The sequence below is a fragment of the Spirillospora sp. NPDC049024 genome (genome assembly GCF_040649235.1).
Lineage (GTDB): Bacteria > Actinomycetota > Actinomycetes > Streptosporangiales > Streptosporangiaceae > Spirillospora.
Window position 1 is genome coordinate 119,009 of sequence record NZ_JBEZFD010000015.1, and the last position, 15,706, is coordinate 134,714.

The 15,706-nt window shown below is 75.9% G+C and carries 16 protein-coding genes; 9 read left to right on the forward strand and 7 right to left on the reverse strand.

Going from position 1 to position 15,706, the window contains the following annotated elements; all coding sequences use genetic code 11:
• Window positions 1-7: 7 nt before the first annotated feature.
• A complete protein-coding gene (locus tag AB0C21_RS26820; RefSeq protein ID WP_500207824.1) occupies window positions 8-784 on the forward strand; it encodes a class I SAM-dependent methyltransferase in 777 nt (258 codons plus the stop codon).
• Window positions 785-804: 20 nt separating this feature from the next.
• On the opposite strand, the gene AB0C21_RS26825 is transcribed toward AB0C21_RS26820, so the two are convergent.
• Window positions 805-1,476, reverse strand: a complete 672-nt coding sequence (locus AB0C21_RS26825; protein WP_235037323.1) for a hypothetical protein — start codon at window positions 1,474-1,476, stop codon at window positions 805-807.
• 322 nt (window positions 1,477-1,798) lie between these two features.
• Here AB0C21_RS26825 and AB0C21_RS26830 point away from each other — a divergent pair, with 322 nt between their 5' ends.
• From AB0C21_RS26830 to AB0C21_RS26840, 3 genes are all read left to right on the forward strand, one after another.
• Entirely contained in the window at window positions 1,799-2,398 is a 600-nt protein-coding gene (locus AB0C21_RS26830; RefSeq protein WP_149263806.1) for a sigma-70 family RNA polymerase sigma factor, read from the forward strand.
• On the forward strand, window positions 2,395-3,120 hold the full coding sequence (locus AB0C21_RS26835) for a zf-HC2 domain-containing protein (RefSeq protein WP_500207825.1): 726 nt from the start codon (window positions 2,395-2,397) through the stop codon (window positions 3,118-3,120). The genes AB0C21_RS26830 and AB0C21_RS26835 overlap by 4 nt, the downstream gene beginning before the upstream one ends.
• A gap of 81 nt (window positions 3,121-3,201) precedes the next feature.
• Window positions 3,202-3,942 (forward strand): hypothetical protein, encoded by a 741-nt coding sequence (locus AB0C21_RS26840; RefSeq protein ID WP_500207827.1) that lies wholly within the window; start codon window positions 3,202-3,204, stop codon window positions 3,940-3,942.
• Window positions 3,943-3,947: 5 nt separating this feature from the next.
• On the opposite strand, the gene AB0C21_RS26845 is transcribed toward AB0C21_RS26840, so the two are convergent.
• Window positions 3,948-4,742: an ABC transporter permease gene (locus AB0C21_RS26845; RefSeq protein ID WP_500207828.1), complete on the reverse strand. Its 795-nt coding sequence runs from the start codon at window positions 4,740-4,742 to the stop codon at window positions 3,948-3,950.
• Window positions 4,739-5,698 carry an ATP-binding cassette domain-containing protein gene (locus AB0C21_RS26850; RefSeq protein WP_500207830.1) on the reverse strand — a complete coding sequence of 320 codons (960 nt, stop codon included), beginning with the start codon at window positions 5,696-5,698 and terminating at the stop codon, window positions 4,739-4,741. The genes AB0C21_RS26845 and AB0C21_RS26850 overlap by 4 nt, the downstream gene beginning before the upstream one ends.
• Before the next feature lie 93 nt (window positions 5,699-5,791).
• Here AB0C21_RS26850 and AB0C21_RS26855 point away from each other — a divergent pair, with 93 nt between their 5' ends.
• Window positions 5,792-6,541, forward strand: a complete 750-nt coding sequence (locus AB0C21_RS26855) for a TetR/AcrR family transcriptional regulator (RefSeq protein ID WP_500207831.1) — start codon at window positions 5,792-5,794, stop codon at window positions 6,539-6,541.
• Here the strand turns inward: AB0C21_RS26855 and hrpB are convergent.
• Window positions 6,528-9,026, reverse strand: coding sequence for an ATP-dependent helicase HrpB (gene hrpB, locus AB0C21_RS26860; RefSeq protein WP_500207832.1), 2,499 nt, complete (start codon window positions 9,024-9,026; stop codon window positions 6,528-6,530). The two genes, AB0C21_RS26855 and hrpB, sit on opposite strands and share 14 nt — an antisense overlap.
• A gap of 467 nt (window positions 9,027-9,493) precedes the next feature.
• Between hrpB and AB0C21_RS26865 the strand changes: the two genes are divergently transcribed.
• A complete protein-coding gene (locus tag AB0C21_RS26865) occupies window positions 9,494-10,081 on the forward strand; it encodes an NERD domain-containing protein (protein ID WP_500207834.1) in 588 nt (195 codons plus the stop codon).
• A 54-nt stretch (window positions 10,082-10,135) separates the two neighbouring features.
• Here the strand turns inward: AB0C21_RS26865 and AB0C21_RS26870 are convergent, their stop codons facing one another.
• Together AB0C21_RS26870 and AB0C21_RS26875 are read right to left on the reverse strand one after the other, a co-directional pair.
• Entirely contained in the window at window positions 10,136-10,543 is a 408-nt protein-coding gene (locus AB0C21_RS26870) for a hypothetical protein (RefSeq protein WP_149263876.1), read from the reverse strand.
• 205 nt (window positions 10,544-10,748) lie between these two features.
• Complete coding sequence (locus tag AB0C21_RS26875; RefSeq protein WP_149263799.1) at window positions 10,749-11,114, reverse strand: hypothetical protein; 366 nt, start codon at window positions 11,112-11,114, stop codon at window positions 10,749-10,751.
• Window positions 11,115-11,224: 110 nt separating this feature from the next.
• Here AB0C21_RS26875 and AB0C21_RS26880 point away from each other — a divergent pair, with 110 nt between their 5' ends.
• Window positions 11,225-11,950 carry a histidine phosphatase family protein gene (locus tag AB0C21_RS26880; protein WP_500207835.1) on the forward strand — a complete coding sequence of 242 codons (726 nt, stop codon included), beginning with the start codon at window positions 11,225-11,227 and terminating at the stop codon, window positions 11,948-11,950.
• Here AB0C21_RS26880 and AB0C21_RS26885 read toward each other — a convergent pair.
• Window positions 11,934-13,379, reverse strand: a complete 1,446-nt coding sequence (locus tag AB0C21_RS26885) for a GAF domain-containing protein (protein WP_500207836.1) — start codon at window positions 13,377-13,379, stop codon at window positions 11,934-11,936. The genes AB0C21_RS26880 and AB0C21_RS26885 overlap by 17 nt on opposite strands.
• 530 nt (window positions 13,380-13,909) lie before the next feature.
• Here AB0C21_RS26885 and AB0C21_RS26890 point away from each other — a divergent pair.
• Both AB0C21_RS26890 and AB0C21_RS26895 read left to right on the forward strand, forming a co-directional pair.
• A complete protein-coding gene (locus AB0C21_RS26890; protein WP_149263796.1) occupies window positions 13,910-14,473 on the forward strand; it encodes a hypothetical protein in 564 nt (187 codons plus the stop codon).
• Between the two features lie 84 nt (window positions 14,474-14,557).
• Window positions 14,558-15,616: a threonine aldolase family protein gene (locus tag AB0C21_RS26895; protein WP_500207837.1), complete on the forward strand. Its 1,059-nt coding sequence runs from the start codon at window positions 14,558-14,560 to the stop codon at window positions 15,614-15,616.
• Window positions 15,617-15,706: the final 90 nt, after the last annotated feature.

Genomic DNA, 15,706 nt, shown 5'->3' on the forward strand with positions numbered 1-15,706 from the left:
AGGGGCCATGACCCTGCTCAGCCACGAGGTCGCGAGCGCGTGGACCGCCCGCTGGGACGTCCAGCAGGAGGGCTACGTCCCCGACCGCGAGGAGCGGTTCACCGCCCTCATCGACGCGCTGGAGGCCGCGACCGGACGCCCCGACCCGCTCGTCCTCGACCTCGGCTGCGGGCCGGGCTCGCTCGCCGGCCGGATCCTGGACCGCCTCCCCCGCGCGACCGTGGTCGCGGTCGACGCCGACCCGCTGCTGCTGTCGCTCGGCCGCGCCGCGCACGCCGGCCGGCCGAACCTGACCTTCGCCGAGCTGGACCTGCGCGAGCCCGGCTGGGCGGCCCGGCTGCGGCTGGACCGGCAGGCCGACGCCGCGGTCAGCACCACCGCCCTGCACTGGCTCTCGGGCGAGCAGCTCCGCGTCGCCTACGGCGAGCTGGCGCGCGTGCTGCGGCCCCGCGGCCTGTTCCTCAACGGCGACAACCTGGGGGTGGAGGACCGGACTCCGGGCCTCGCGGCCCTCGACGTCGCCCTGCGGGAGCGCGAGCAGGCGCGCCGGTTCGCCGGGGACCGCCCCGAGGGCTGGGACCAGTGGTGGGCCGCGATCGCCGCCGATCCGGACCTCGCCGAGCTGCGGGTGCGGGCCCGGGACGAGACGACCGGCCACCACGGGTCGGAGTCGGAGCTGCTGTCCACCCATGTCGCGGCGCTCCGCGACGCCGGGTTCGCCGAGGCCGGGACGCTCTGGCAGCGCGGCGACAACCGCCTCCTCGCCGCCCTGCTTGGGGACTAGCTCCGACGGTCACTGCCCCGTCACCCCATGGCCATGGCGGGGAAGTCGAGGACGCGGGCGGACCGGGAGTCCGGTCCGCCCCGCCCCTCGCCGTCGCCCTCGCGGGCGGCGCGGCCGGTCAGGATGTGGCCGCGGAACACCGCGCCCTTCGCGACGACCTTGACGGCGTGGAAGCCGCGCGGCGGCAGGGCGCAGAACCCGGTCCGCACGACGTCCTCGAACAGCGAGTCCGACACCACGTAGGCCAGGTCGCGGTCCGGGTCGTCGATCAGCAGGCGGCGCAGCGGCGTCGCGTCCAGCAGCCGCTGGACGACGATGGGCGCGTCGCCGGCGGGACCGAACGGCCCGGCCGTGAGCGTGCCGTGGTGCAGCGAGAGCCGCACGCGGAGCCGGAAGCGCCCGGCGTCCCGGTTGGCCTCGCGCAGCGCCTCGTCGAGGAGGATCACGAAGTCGCCGGCGACCGTCGCCGGGTCGACGCCCTCCGGCAGCGTGGCGAGCTCGCCGTCCCCGCCGACCTGCTTGTCCCAGCCGGCGCGGTCGAGGCCGACGCCGCGGGCGGCGCCGTCGAGCGCCTCCGACAGCAGCCGCTGCGCGTGCAGCTGCTCGCGCGTGTCGCGCTTGCTGTATCCCTGGATGTCCACCGCCAGCAGCAGGCGGTAGCTGAGCTGTACTTCCCCGTTCCCCTTCACCATGCCGATCCCGCCCTCGGTCTCTGTTTGGGCAAATGGGCCTGATGCCCGCATTCGCTCCACTATCCGGAGTGAGGTTGCCCGGCGAAGACCCGCTGCGCGGTTCGGATGCGTCGCCTCCCGTTCGCCCCTTGAGACGCACCCCGGCGGCCGTCGGCGCAGAAGGTAAGGAAAAGCTAGCGAACCAGTAAGTGCCATATCGGAAAATCACCCACGAAACGGTCCCGGTTGAACCGGGGGGCGCGGGGGTTCCGTACTGCCTCCCAACGTGACACCCACGGTCACCGCGTCGCCCCGCACCCCTCGCACCCCGCCGGAGACCCCGATGGCCCACAGATCGCCGGCCGCCGCGTCGGCCACCCGCGAACGCCCGCCCGGACCCTGGAGCTGGTTCCGCGGCCCGCGTCCCGCCGGCGGCGTGGACGACCAGGTGATCGTCACCGAGCTGTACCGCGTGTACGGCCGGCCGCTGCTGTCGTTCGTGCTGCGCCTCACCGGCGGCGACCGGCACTGGGCCGAGGACGTCGTCCAGGAGACGATGATCCGCGCCTGGCGCAGCGCGCACCAGCTCGACGAGAACGCGACCTCGCTGCTGCCCTGGCTGGCGACCGTCGCCCGCCGGATCGTCATCGACGACCAGCGCCGCAAGAACGCACGGCCGCAGGAGGCGGGCGAGGGCCCGCTGGAGAACATGCGCGTGCCCGACGGGTTGGAGGATCTGCTGCGCTCCGTCGTCGTGTCCGAAGCCCTCCTCGCCCTGTCCCCGGCCCACCGCGAGATCCTCAACGAGACCTTCTTCCGTGACCGCTCGGTGAACGAGGCCGCCAAGCATCTCGGGATTCCCGTGGGCACCGTGAAGTCCCGGGTCTACTACGCGCTCCGGGCACTGCGCGTCGCCCTGGAGGAGAGGGGCGTGACGCCATGAGAGCGCCGGACATGCCGCACGTCGACGTCGGCGCCTACGCCCTCGGCCTGCTGGAGGAGCCCGACCGCCGCGCGTTCGAGGCGCACCTGGCGACGTGCTTCTCCTGCCATGAGGAGCTCGGCGCGCTGAGCGGGATCGCCCAGACGCTGGACGGCATCGGCCCGATCGCCGACCCGGTGGACGCGATGCCCGCGCCGCCCGAGCCGGCGGCGGTCACCGACCTGATGCGGCACCGGATCCGCCGGCGGCGCCGGCACCGGGCCGCGCGGGCGCTGGCCGCGGCCGCCGCCGGGGTCGTGCTGCTCGGCGGCGCCCTCGGCACCGGGTACACGCTGGGCGCCGACCGCGGCCCCACCGCCTCCGCGTCGGACGGCGGCACCGCCGAACTGCTGCGGAACGGCCGGGCCATGTCGGCGACCGACGCGGGCACCGGCGTCACGGGTACCGTCGCGATGCAGGAGAAGGCGTGGGGCAGCCGCGTCGGGCTGCGGCTCAGCAAGGTCCGCGGGCCCCTGGCCTGCGAACTGGTCGCCGTGGACGCCAAGGGCGGCGCGCACACCGTCGTCGGCTGGTCCGTCCCCGCCAAGGGCTACGGCCTGCCGGACTCGCCGCAGCCGCAGCTCGCGGTGCAGGGCGGCACGGCGCTGCGGCCGGAGGAGATCAGCCGGTTCGAGGTCCGGACCATCGGCGATGGCCGAACCCTGCTGACCGTCCCCGCGTAGGACGCCGCCCGCCCCGGACCGCGGGGGGCGCGCCCCGGCGGCGCGGCCGGGTCGCTCCCCCGCGTCTCATAGGCTGAAGCGGTGAGTGCGACCCGATCCTCCGCCGGTCCCGAGCTGATGCTGCCGGGGCTGCGCGAGGTGTACGCGGCCTACGTCCGGGAGGCCGACGCGCTGCCCGCGCAGCCCGGCCCGCTGCAGGCCGAGATGTGGACGTCCGCGCAGCTCGGCGGCCTGGAGGCGGCGGCCCCGCACGCCGCGGCGCGGCGCGCCGCGCTCGGCGACCTGATCGGCTGCCTGCACGCGGCGGCCACCCCGGGCGCGCGGGCCTTCCTGCGGGCCCTCGCCGCGATCGGCCCCGCCGAGGGGCGCGCCGCGGCGGCCCGCGCCGCCGACCGGCTCTCGGGCGTCCCGGCGGCGCCCTGGGAGGGGGCGCTCGGGCGGGTCGTCCCCGGGCAGGCGTGGCTGATCCAGGAGGGGCCGCTGGACGGCGACCGCCTGGTCTGCGAGTTCCGCTACGAGGACGCCGGCACCGCCGGGATGCACGCCCTCGCCGTCCGGCTCTCCTACGGCGACGCACCCGCCGAGATCGTGGTCGTCGGGGACGTCCCGGCGCTGATGGCGGCGGCGCGGCAGGCGATGCAGGCCGAGCTGTGCGTCGTCCAGCCCTACTACGCGGCCGCCGTGGGGGCGAGGCTCCGCGCCGCGCTCGGCGGGGAGCGCGGCGGGGCGTCCTCGGGCGCCGGGAACGGCGCGGAGCCCCTGCCCGAGGCGTGCTACCCGGCGCTGGCGCTGGCCCGGCACCGGCTGTCCCTCCTGCCCTAGCCGCCCTACCGGCCGAGGGCCCGGTAGCGGCGGACCGACAGCGGGAAGAACACCGCCGCGATCACCAGCGGCCACACCACCGCCATCAGCACGCTGTGCTGGGCCGCCCACGACCCGCCCGCGACCGGCTCGCCGAACAACTCCCGGCACGCCGTCACGGTCGCCGACATGGGGTTCCACTCGGCGACCGCGCCCAGCCACCCCGGCATCGTGCTCGGCGCCACCAGGGCGCTGGACAGGAACCCGATCGGCCAGACCAGGATCTGCACGGCGGCCACCGACTCCGGCCCCTTGGCCATCAGGCCGAGGTAGACGCCGAGCCAGACCAGCGAGAACCGCAGCAGCAGCAGGAGCCCGAGCCCGGCGAGGGCCTTGGCCGCGCCGTCGTGGACGCGCCAGCCGATCAGCACGCCGCAGACCGCCATCACGGCCAGCGCGACGACCGAGTGCAGCATGTCGGCGGTGGCCCGGCCCACCACGACGGCGGACGAGGACATCGGCATGGACCGAAACCGGTCGGTCACGCCCTTGCTCGCGTCGGTCGCGATCGCGGCGAACGTCGTCTCGACCCCGAACGCCATCGTCAGCGCGAACATGCCGGGGACGATGAACTCCCGGTAGGTGCCGCCGCCCGGCACGTCCATCTGGCCGCCGAACAGGTAGCCCATCATCAGCACGACCATCACCGGGAACAGCAGACCGACGGCGACCTCGCCCGGCTTGCGCGCCCAGTGGGCCAGGGCGCGGGTCGTCAGGACCCACCCGTCCACCGCGGCCCACCGGACCGTCTGAACACTCACAGGGCCACTTCCTTCTTCTTCTCCGTCAGATACAGGAACACCTCGTCCAGCGTCGGGCGGCGGAGGCCGATGTCGGCGACGGCGACGCCCGCCTCGTCCAGCGCACGGACGGCCTCGGTCAGCGCGGCCGCCCGGCCCGCCACCGGCGCCCCGACGCGCAGGGCCTCGGCGTCGACGTCCACCTCGCCGGTCGCGACCCGGCCGACGATCTCGGCGGCGGCGGCCAGCGCTCCGGGGTCGTCCACGACGACCTCGACGCGGTCGCCGCCGAGCCGGGCCTTGAGCTCGTCGGGCGTCCCCTCCGCGATGACGCGGCCCTGGTCGATCACCGAGACGCCGGAGGCGAGCCGGTCGGCCTCCTCCAGGTACTGGGTGGTGAGCAGGACGGTGGTGCCGCCGTCCACCAGGTCGCGGATCGCGTCCCACACCTCGCCCCGGCTGCGCGGGTCAAGGCCGGTGGTCGGCTCGTCCAGGAACAGCACGGGCGGCGCGAGGATCATGGACGCGGCCAGGTCGAGGCGCCGCCGCATGCCCCCGGAGTACTCGCCCGCGGGCTTGGCGGCGGCGTCGGTGAGCCGGAACCGCTCCAGCAGCTCGTCCGCCCGCAGCCGCGCCCGCCTGGCGCCGAGGTGGTGGAGGCGGCCGAACATGACGAGGTTCTGCCGCCCGCCGAGCACCTCGTCGACCGCGGCGTGCTGCCCGACGAGCCCGATGCGGCGCCGCACCTCGACCGCCTCGCGCACCACGTCGTGCCCGGCGACGCGGGCGGTGCCGGCGTCCGGCCGCGCGAGCGTGGTCAGGATGCGGACGGCGGTGGTCTTGCCCGCGCCGTTCGGGCCGAGCAGGCCGTGCACGGTCCCGGCGGGGACGCGCAGGTCCAGGCCGGCGAGGGCCTCGGTGCCGCCGTAGCGCTTGCGCAGCCCCTCGGCGACGACCGCGAACCGTGGTTCCGTCACCCGTCCTCCAAAACTATGTACGCAGTACGGATTTACCATCGCGGCCAATATAACGTACGCAGTACAGAGTTTCATCCCTGAGAGGATCGGCCGGTGACCGAGTACAGCGGGGCGGGCGACCCGAAGCGCACCCTGGAGCTGCTGTGGGGGGTGCGGGAGCGCCCGCGGCGCGGGCCCAAGCCGCGCCTGACCGCGGAGGAGATCGTCCGGACGGCGATCCGGCTGGCCGACGCCGAGGGCCTGGACGGGCCGTCCATCCGCCGCATCGCCGAGGAGCTGGGCGTCTCCCCCATGTCGATCTACACCTACGTCCCGGGCAAGGCGGAGCTGATCGACGTCATGGTCGACCGCGCGTTCGGCGAGCTGACGCCGCCGGACCAGGGCTCCTGGCGCGACCGCCTGGAGCACATCGCCCGCGACAACTGGGCGCTGTTCCACCGGCACCCGTGGCTGCTGGAGATCACCAAGGCGCGGCCGCCGCTCGGCCCGAACACGTGCGCCAAGTACGAGTACGAGCTGCGCGCCGTGGACGGCCTCGGCCTCAGCGACCTGGAGATGGACTCGGTCGTCGCGCTCGTGACCGGCTTCGCCGAGAGCGCCGCCCGCGTGTCGGTCGACGCCGCCGAGGCCGAGCGCCGCAGCGGGATCACCGACGAGCAGTGGTGGGAGGCGAGCGCCCCCCTGCTGGAGGCGCTCGTCAACGAGGACGACTACCCGCTCGGCACCCGGGTCGGCGCCGCCACCGGGCGCGAGTACAACGCGGCGGTCGCGCCCGGCCGCGCCTTCGAGTTCGGCCTCGCGCGCGTCCTGGACGGCATCGAGGTGCTGGTCAGCTCCCGCTAGCCCGCTTGGTCCGCTTCGTCGGCACGGCCTCCGCCGGGTCCTCGGGCCACGGGTGCTTCGGGTACCGGCCGCGCAGCTCGGCCCGGACCGCCCGGTACCCCTCGCGCCAGAACGAGGCCAGGTCGGCGGTGACCGCCGCCGGGCGCCCCGCCGGCGACAGGAGGTGCACCACCAGGGGGACCCGCCCGCCGGCGAGCCGCGGCGCCGCGTCCCACCCGAACAGCTCCTGCAGCTTCACCGCGAGGACGGGCCGCTCCCCGGAGTAGTCGACCCGGATCCGCGACCCGGACGGCACCTCCACCCGCTCGGGCGCGTACTCGTCCAGCCGCTTCGCCAGGTCCCACGGCAGCAGCCCGCGCAGCACGCCCGCGACGTCGACCTTCGCCAGGTCGCCCCGCCGCCGCGCGCCGGCCAGCCACTCCGGCGCCCGTTCCAGCAGCGCCGCGTCGCCGACGTCCGGCCAGGGCTCCCCGAGGGCCCCGTGCAGGAAGGCCAGCCGCTCCCGCAGCGCGACCGCCGCCGGAGTCCAGCGCAGCAGCCCGAGGCCCTCCGCGCGCACCCCGTCGAGCAGGGCGGCGCGCACGAGCCCGGGATCCGGGTCGCGCAGCGGGCGGGCCTCCAGCTCGATCGCGCCGAGGCGCTCGACGCGGTGCGCGACCACGTCGCCGTCGCGCCACGCGACCTCCTCGGCGGTCTCGACCAGCGCCGCCGCCGCGGACCGCGCGACCTCCTCGTCGATCACCACGGCCTGCCGGACCCGCGCCGACGCCGACCCGGCGGGGCGGTCGGCCGCGGCGACCGCGAGCCAGCCGGGCCGCGCCCCGGCCAGCGCCGACCCGTCCGCGAGCTCCGCCCCCGTGCCGGACGCCATCAGGTAGCCGCTCCCCCGCCGCCGCGCCACCCGCTCCGGGAACGCCAGCGCCACCACGGTCCCCGCCGCGTGGTCGTCGCTCCGGGACGGCCGCGCCCCGGCCCCGGCCCGCGCGGGGAGCGACCGCTGGAGGCGGGCCGCCTCGTCGCGCCAGCGCGTGGCGTGCGGGTCGGCGGGGCGGCTCCGGCCGCGCAGGGCGCGCCAGACGGCGGTGAGGTCGTCGCCCGCCGAGCGGGGCGGCGGTTCGGAGAGCAGCGCGACGATCTGGGCCGCGTCGCGCGCGCCGACCAGGGGCGCGCCGTCGAGCAGGGCGCGGGCGAGCCGGGGGTGCAGGCCGACGCCGGCCAGGCGGCGGCCCCGGTCGGTGGCCCGGCCCTCCCGGAGGGCGCCGAGGGCGTGCAGGGTGCCGCGGGCGGCGTCCATCGCGGCGGGCGGGGGCGGGTCCAGGAGGGCGAGGCCGGTCGCGTCGGGATCGCCCCAGCAGGCCGCCTGGAGCGCGAAGCCGGTGAGGTCGGCCAGCTCGATCTCGGGGCGGGGACGGGCCGGGAGGCGGTCGTGCTCGGCCTGCGTCCAGCACCGGTAGACGGCGCCGGGGGCCTCGCGTCCGGCGCGTCCGGCGCGCTGGTCGGCGGTGGCGCGGGACGCGCGGACGGTGGTGAGCGAGCCGAGGCCGCGGGCGTGGTCGGTGCGGGGCTCGCGGGCGAGGCCGCAGTCCACGACCGCGCGGACGCCGGGGACGGTGAGGCTCGACTCGGCGACCGAGGTGGCGAGGACGATCCGGCGGCGCGGCGAGGGCGCGAGCACCTCGTCCTGCACCCGCCCCGGCGCCTGGCCGTGGATCTGCAGGACCTCGGCGGGCACGCCGGCCAGCAGCCCGGCGACGCGGGCGATCTCCCCGACCCCCGGCAGGAAGCACAGGACGTCGCCGTCGCGTTCGGCGAGGGCCCGGCGGGCGGTCGCGGCGACGTGGGCGAGCAGCGCGGGGTCGACGCGCATGCCGTGCGGCGGCGGGACGGGGCGCGGCGGCGGCGCCCAGACCGTCTCGACCGGGTGCAGCGCCGCCGCGGTCTCCACGACGGGGGCGCCGCCGAGGAGCCGCGACCACGGGCCGGTGTCGGCGGTGGCGGACGCGGCGACCAGCCGCAGGTCGGGGCGCAGGGCGGCGCGGACGTCGAGCAGGAACGCCAGCGCGGTGTCGGCGTCCAGGTGCCGTTCGTGGCACTCGTCCAGGATCACCGTGCCGACGCCGTCGAGTTCGGGGTCGGACTGGAGGCGCTGGAGCACGACCCCCGTGGTGACGACGTCCACGCTGGTGCCGGGGCGGGACTCGCCGCGGACGGTGACGCCGACCCGGCCGCCGACGCGCTCGCCGAGGAGCCACGCCATGCGGCGCGCGGCGGCGCGGGCGGCGAGGCGGCGCGGCTCCAGGACCAGCACCTTGCCGGGGGCGGGCGGCGCGCCGAGGGCGAGCCCCGCGAGGGCGAGGGGGACGAGCGTGGTCTTCCCGGTGCCGGGAGGCGCCGCCAGCACCGCGGCGCCGCCCTCGTCCAGGGCCGCGCGCAGGGCGGGGACTGCGTGGCGGACGGGGAGGCCTTCGGCGGCGCTGAGGTGCATCGTCCCAGTCTGCCGCCCCGCCCGCACTCCCGGAAATCAATTGCAGCGAAAAGGGCCTTGAATGTTGCGGTGATAGTTGCACCGCGCCTTTCAGCCAATCTCGGGGGGCACTTCTCCAGCCTTCCCGCGAATCGGTGCGGCCAATCACATGCGAACGAGCAGGTGAGCAATGCCCCAGGCCCAAGAAGTGGCGCGGCAGTTTGATTTAAGTCACCCCGCAAAGTGTGGCGGGAATGCCGGGCCGTCCCCATACTGGTGGCGTCGTAGCAGGTGCTGGGAGGACGGACATGTTCGGCAGCTCCATCTACCTCAGGGATCGTCCCGCTTTCACCGGCGGTTCGCCGCAGGCGGTGTACGAGGAACTCTGGCAGCGAGGCCGAAAAGGACGGTTGCGGACGCGCGCCTTTCTGGCGGCGGCGACGCTTGTGTTGTGCGGGATGCTGGTCAACGCCGTTTTCGGAATCGTGATGGCCGTCCTGGTTGCGGCCGCGGACACGCTCGTCCATTGGCGCATTTACAACTCGTCGCGGGTGTGGCGGCTCGGACTGCGCGGTGTGGAGCGTATGGACCGCTTTCTCCGCTACACATTGGAACGGCGCGGCCACCGCGTGCTGCATTCCCGCACCGTCCCCGGGCACGGGGTCGCCGACGAGCTGGTGGTCGGGCCCGGCGGGGTGTGGCTCGTGCACAACGAGGCCTGGTCGCCCGGGGCCGAGGTGTCGCAGCACGGCGGCCGGCTGTTCATCGACGGCCGGACGCAGTCCAAGCTCGTCGGCGCGCTGACCGCGCGGGCCGAGGCCGCCGCCGCGGCGATCACCCGTGTCGCCGGGACTCCGGTGACGGTCACGCCGGTGCTGGCCGTGCACGGCGGCAAGCTCGCCCGGACCCCGTTCACCGCCGACGGCATCGTGTTCGCGCCGCCCCTGAAGCTGATCCGCTGGATGCGCCGCAACCCGACCGCCGACCGCTCCCCCGAGGAGATCGAGGCGCTCGCCCAGGCCGTCGTGCGCGCCCTGCCCATCGGTTCCCGCAGTTCGATCCAGGCCGCTGCGTGACCGGTCCCCGCACGGGAGGACGGCATGACCACCAGACACCTGTGGCCGGAGGGCTCACACGCCGCCGTCCACAGGGCGCCCACCGCCCGCGGGGGTTCCGCCACCTCTGCGGGCGGTGTGGCGCAGCCACAGCAGGCCCACGACCGGCAGCACCAGGGGCACGAAGCCGTAGCCGCGCCCGTACATGGACCAGACGGTCTCGTCGGGGAACGCGGCGGGGTCGGCGACGCTGAGCGTGCCCACGGCGAGCACGCCCGCCAGTTCCGTGGAGCAGGCGGCGACGGCGATCCGGAACGACGTCCGGCCGCCACGGGCCAGGGCCACCGTCGCCAGGACGTAGACGGCCGCGGCGAACGCCGACAGCAGGTAGGCGACCGGCGCGTCGGAGAACGCGGTGGCGATCTGCACGCCCGCCCGCGCGCCGGCCGCGAGCGCGAAGATCGCGTAGACGGCGACCAGCAGCCGTCCCGGCCCGCCGGCGGCGCCGCCGGGACGGGCATCGCCGCCCGTGCGGGCCTCGGCGCCGGCGCGGGCGCCGTCGTCCGCGCGGGCCGGCGACCCCTGGGCCGCCCCCGCTCCGGGGACGGGCTCGCGGCCGGGCCGGGTCTCGCTGACGGCTTCGGTCCCGCGGACGGGCCGGGTCTCGCGGACGGGCTCGCGTTCGGGTTCAGGCACCGGTGCCGCTCCACAGCTGGTTCATCCGCACGATCATGACGGCGACGGCCACCCCGGCCACGACGAGCACGCCGGGCCCCCACCGGGTGCGCTCCAGCAGCCCCCACCCGGCGCCGGCGGCGGGGATCAGCAGCGATCCCAGCAGGTAGCCGACGAAGGTGGCGGGGCCGTCCGGCCCCTCGCCGCCGGAGAGCTTGACGAAGGCGACCACGGCCTGGACCACCAGCAGCACTTCCAGGACGCCGAACGCGGCGAGGTCGCCGGCGCCCATCGCCCGGCCGCGCAGCGCCGTCACGAGGGCGTACCCGGCGGCCAGGAGCGCCACCACGACGACCACGGTGGACAGCACGTTCGTCACGGCACCAAAGAGTACTACCGGCTGTAGAGCACCGCGACGGCGCGGGCGCCCGCGGCGGTCGAAGGGCGGCGCCGCGGGCCCTGGGCCGGGGGCCGGTGAGGCGTGGGAGCATGGCCTGCGTGAACGCGCTGCAATGGCTGACCCTGACCCGGCACGGAGAGAGCACCGGCAACGTCGCCCACCAGGCGGTTCTCGGCACCGACGCCGAGGAGGTCGACATCCCCGAGCGGGACGCCGACATCCCGCTGTCGGACACGGGGCGGGCCCAGGCGGCGGCGCTCGGCCGCTGGCTGGAGGCGCTGCCGGACGACGAGCGCCCGACGGCGGTGATCTCCTCCCCCTACGTGCGGTCCCTCGACACCGCCAGGATCGCGCTGGCCGAGACGTCCTTCGCCGCCCCGCGGATCCAGATCGACGAGCGGGTCCGCGACCGCGAACTGGGCGTCCTGCAGGGGCTCACCGCCCGCGGCGTCCGGAACCGGTTCCCCGAGGAGGCCGAGCGGCTGCGGCACCTCGGCAAGTTCTACCACCGGCCGCCGGGCGGCGAGTCGTGGGCCGACCTGGCGCTGCGGCTGCGCAGCTTCTACCGCGACCTGCAGAGCGCCGCCCCCGGCGGACGGGCCCTGGTCGTCGCCCATGACGCGATCGTCGTGATGACCCGCTACCTGGTGGAGGAGCTGACCGAGCAGGAGATCATGGAGATCGAGAAGGAGCCGATCGCCAACGCGTCGGTCACCCGGTGGCGCCACGACGGGTCCGGGCTCGCCCCCGTCTGCTACAACGACCGCGCCCACCTGGCCGCCGCCCCGGTGCCGCCCCCTACGGCTCCCCGCTGAGCAGCCGGGCGCTGCGCGAGGCCACGGCCGCCTGCCGCGGATCCGCCGGCGGCAGGGCGCCCCGCAGCCGCTCCAGCGCCTCCAGGTCGGCACGGCCCGGCTCGGTCTGCGCGTACGCCCACAGCACGTCGGGGTCGCCCTGGTCGAGGACCTGCCGGCGGACCCGCACCGCCAGCTCGTCGCGTTCGGCGCGGACGGCCGGCGCGTCCGAGCGCGGCAGCAGCTCGCCCGCGTACAGCCGCACGGCGCCGGCGACGTCCCCCTCGTCCAGCAGCCGCCGGACGGCGAGGAAGTCGGCGTCCACCGCGCAGCCGAGCCGGTAGGGGCGGGCGCGGACGACGCCGCCGAACTGCTGGCGCAGCCGGTGGATCTCGGGGCGGACGGTCGCCGCGCTGCCGTCCTCGCCGTACAGGTGCAGCGAGAGCCGGTCGCCGCTCAGCCCCCGCGGATGCAGCGCCAGCAGCGCGATGATCTCGGCGTGCCGCAGCGTCAGGTCGAACCGCCGCCCGTCCAGCAGCGCGTACGGCGGCCCGTCGCCGAGCAGCACCAGCGACAGCAGCGGCGCCGCGCCCGCCGTCGGCCCGGCCGCGAGGCCGCGCCCGGACGGGCCGCCCTGGTCGACCAGGCCGCGGGCCCCCGGCACCCGCAGCAGGAACGCCTCCCCCAGCGGCTCGGCGACGGCGGTGCGGCCGTCCGGCAGCACGACCGTCCCGCCGGGCTCGGGGACGGCCACGCGCCGGCCGACCATCGCGCCCTCGGACGCGGCGAGGATGCGCCCGGTGGCGGTGGCGAGGACGCCGGTGCCGCGCGGCCCCCGCAGGTGCGGCAGGAGCCGCTCGCGCAGCCGCTCGTCGCGCCGCAGCATGTCGTTCTCCATCCGCGCCTCGACCAGCCGCGCCGCGGCCGCGACGAGCGCGACGGTCGCGGGGTGCAGCGACTGCACCCGCGCGCTGACGTCGATGCAGCCGACCACGCGCCCCGAGTCGGGGTCGGTGATCGGCGCGCCGGCGCACGACCAGGACCGCAGGACGTGCACGACGTGCTCCGCGGCGTACACGTGCTCGGGCCGCCCGGAGGCGAGCGCGGTGCCGATGCCGTTGGTCCCGACGGCGTCCTCCGACCAGAGGAACCCCGCGCTCAGGCCGATCGCGTCGGCGGCGCGGCGGGCGGAGGCCGGGCCCTGAGTCCACAGCACGCGCCCGGCGGCATCGGTGATCACTATCAGGTGCTCGGTCTCGTCGGCGACCCGCCGCAGCAGGGCCCGCAGCACCGGCAGGTGCGGTTCGAGCGGGTGGGCGGCGCGGGCGCCGGCGAGAGCGTCCCGGTCGAACACCAGGGGCGCCGCCTCGATGCCCGCGTCGACGCCGGCGTCCCTTGAGCGCCGCCACGACTCGGCGATCGGCGGCCTGACGGTCACCAGCTCGCGCACCGCTACCAGCCCTTTCTCCCGGAGGGAAATCCGGCTCCGTTCGAGCATCGGTCCATCGCACCGGCGGCGCAACCGATTCGCCGGATCCCGCCCGGCCGGATCACGACACGATCCGTGACCGGATGATCGCAACGTGCATGCAACGTGAAGACGCCTACCGTGAGCGGCGCCGGGGGAGCCGAAGGGCCATCCGGTGGGTCCGCCGTCCCGCACGCGTCCGGGGGGAATGCGTGCGGGACGGCCACGCTCCACCGGCGCGAGGGGGAGGTCGAACGACCCATGCTCTGCCTGACATGCCGCCGTGTCCGTCCGGCCCTGAGCCCGGCGGACTACACCATCGAACGCGCCGAGCTCATCGTGCGCCGGGGGCTGTGCGCCTGCGGCGTGCCGCCTGGCCGGACGCGGCCGCCGCCGGTCGTGCGGGAGTCGGCGACATCCCCGAAATAAACCGTCGGCTTCACAAAATGTTCACGGTCGGTTCGCCTAAAGTTTAAGGAGATTCCACCGCCCCGGCCCCGGAAGGGAGCGCCATGACCGTGATCCCGGGTCTCGTCCGCCGCGCCGCCGCCGAGGCGGAGCGCCATCTGCGCGCGGGCGCCGGGGTGCTCGTCAGAGCCGGGCGGGATCTGGAGCGGTCGGCGGAGCTGGTCCGGCTGCTGCCCGCCTTCATGGAGCGCGTCCTGATCCTAGAGCAGGCGGTCCGCGACCAGGACGCCGAGCTGCGCGCGGTCCGCACCGAGCTCGACTCGCTGGTCCGGCAGCTCAACGACCGGCTGCTGCCGCGCCTCGACGAGCGCATGGACGACACCGAGCGCGACCTGGCCGCCGTCGCCACCAGCCTGATCCGGACCGGCCGCGAGACCGCGGGCAACCGCACCCGGCTGGAGGCCGCCGAGCGGCGCGTCGCCGACCTGCGCACCAAGCTCGCCGCGCTGGAGCAGCGGACCGGGCTGTGGCGCGACCTGCAGTCCACCGTCAGCAGGTTCGGCGACGACCTCGACGCGATGCGCGCCCGGATGGCGCTGCGCACCGCCGAGCCGCCGGCCGAGGCCGCGCCCGCCCCGGTGCAGAACCTCACCGACCGCCCGGCCTAACGCCACCGGGCTCGGGCCTCCGATCGGCGCAGGCGGGAACGGGCGCGGAAAGGCGCATCGCCGGACGTCCGGGAGAATGGGCGCATGACTCAGCCGTCCGATCCCCGTCCGTCCGCCGCGCGCGGTTTCGCCAGCGACAACCAGGCGAGCGTCCACCCGGAGGTCCTCGCGGCCCTGGCCGAGGTCAACGGCGGGCACCAGCCCGCCTACGGCGACGACGCCGTCACCGGCCGCCTCCGCGAGGTCGTCCGCCGCCACTTCGGCGAGCAGGCCGAGGTGTTCCCCGTGTTCAACGGGACGGGCGCGAACGTGGTGTCGCTGCAGGCGATGTCGGAGCGGTGGAGCGCGGTGGTGTGCCCCGAGTCGGCGCACATCAACACCGACGAGTGCGGCGCGTCCGAGAAGATCGCGGGGCTGAAGCTGGTCACGGTGCCGGCCCCGGACGGCAAGCTCACCCCCGGCCTGGTCGACCGGTACGCGACGGGCTTCGGCAACGTCCAGCGGCGGGAGCCGGCCGTCGTGTCGATCACCCAGAGCACGGAGCTCGGCACCGTCTACACCGCGGACGAGACGGCGGCCGTCGCGGCGGCGGCGCACGAGCGCGGCCTGTCGGTCCACATGGACGGCGCCCGCATCGCCAACGCCGCCGCGTCCCTCGGCCTGCCGCTGCGCGCCCTCACCACCGACGCGGGCGTGGACGTGCTGTCGTTCGGCGGCACCAAGAACGGGCTGCTGCTCGGTGAGGCGATCGTCGTGCTGAACCCGGGCGCCGTGCGCGGGCTGGCGTACCTGCGCAAGTCGAGCATGCAGCTGGCGTCCAAGATGCGCTACGTGTCGGCGCAGCTCATCGCGCTGCTGGACGGCGACCTGTGGCTGCGCAACGCCTCCCACGCCAACGCGATGGCCCGCCGCCTGGAGCGCGCCGCCCGCGCGGTCCCCGGCGTCGAGATCACCCAGGCGGTGCAGGCCAACACGGTGTTCGCGCTGATGCCGAAGGACGCGGCCGAGCGGCTCCGCAAGCGGTTCCCCTTCTACACCTGGGACGAGGCGACCGGCGAGGTCCGCTGGGTCTGCTCCTTCGACACCACCGAGGACGACGTCGACGCGTTCGCCGCCGCGCTCGCCGAGGAGACGGCCGCCTGACCAGCCGGGCGTCCCGAACATCGGGAGCGCCCCCGCCCGCCGGGCGGCCCGCGGGTTATGGTGTGACCGAACAGGATTCGGTTACAGGAG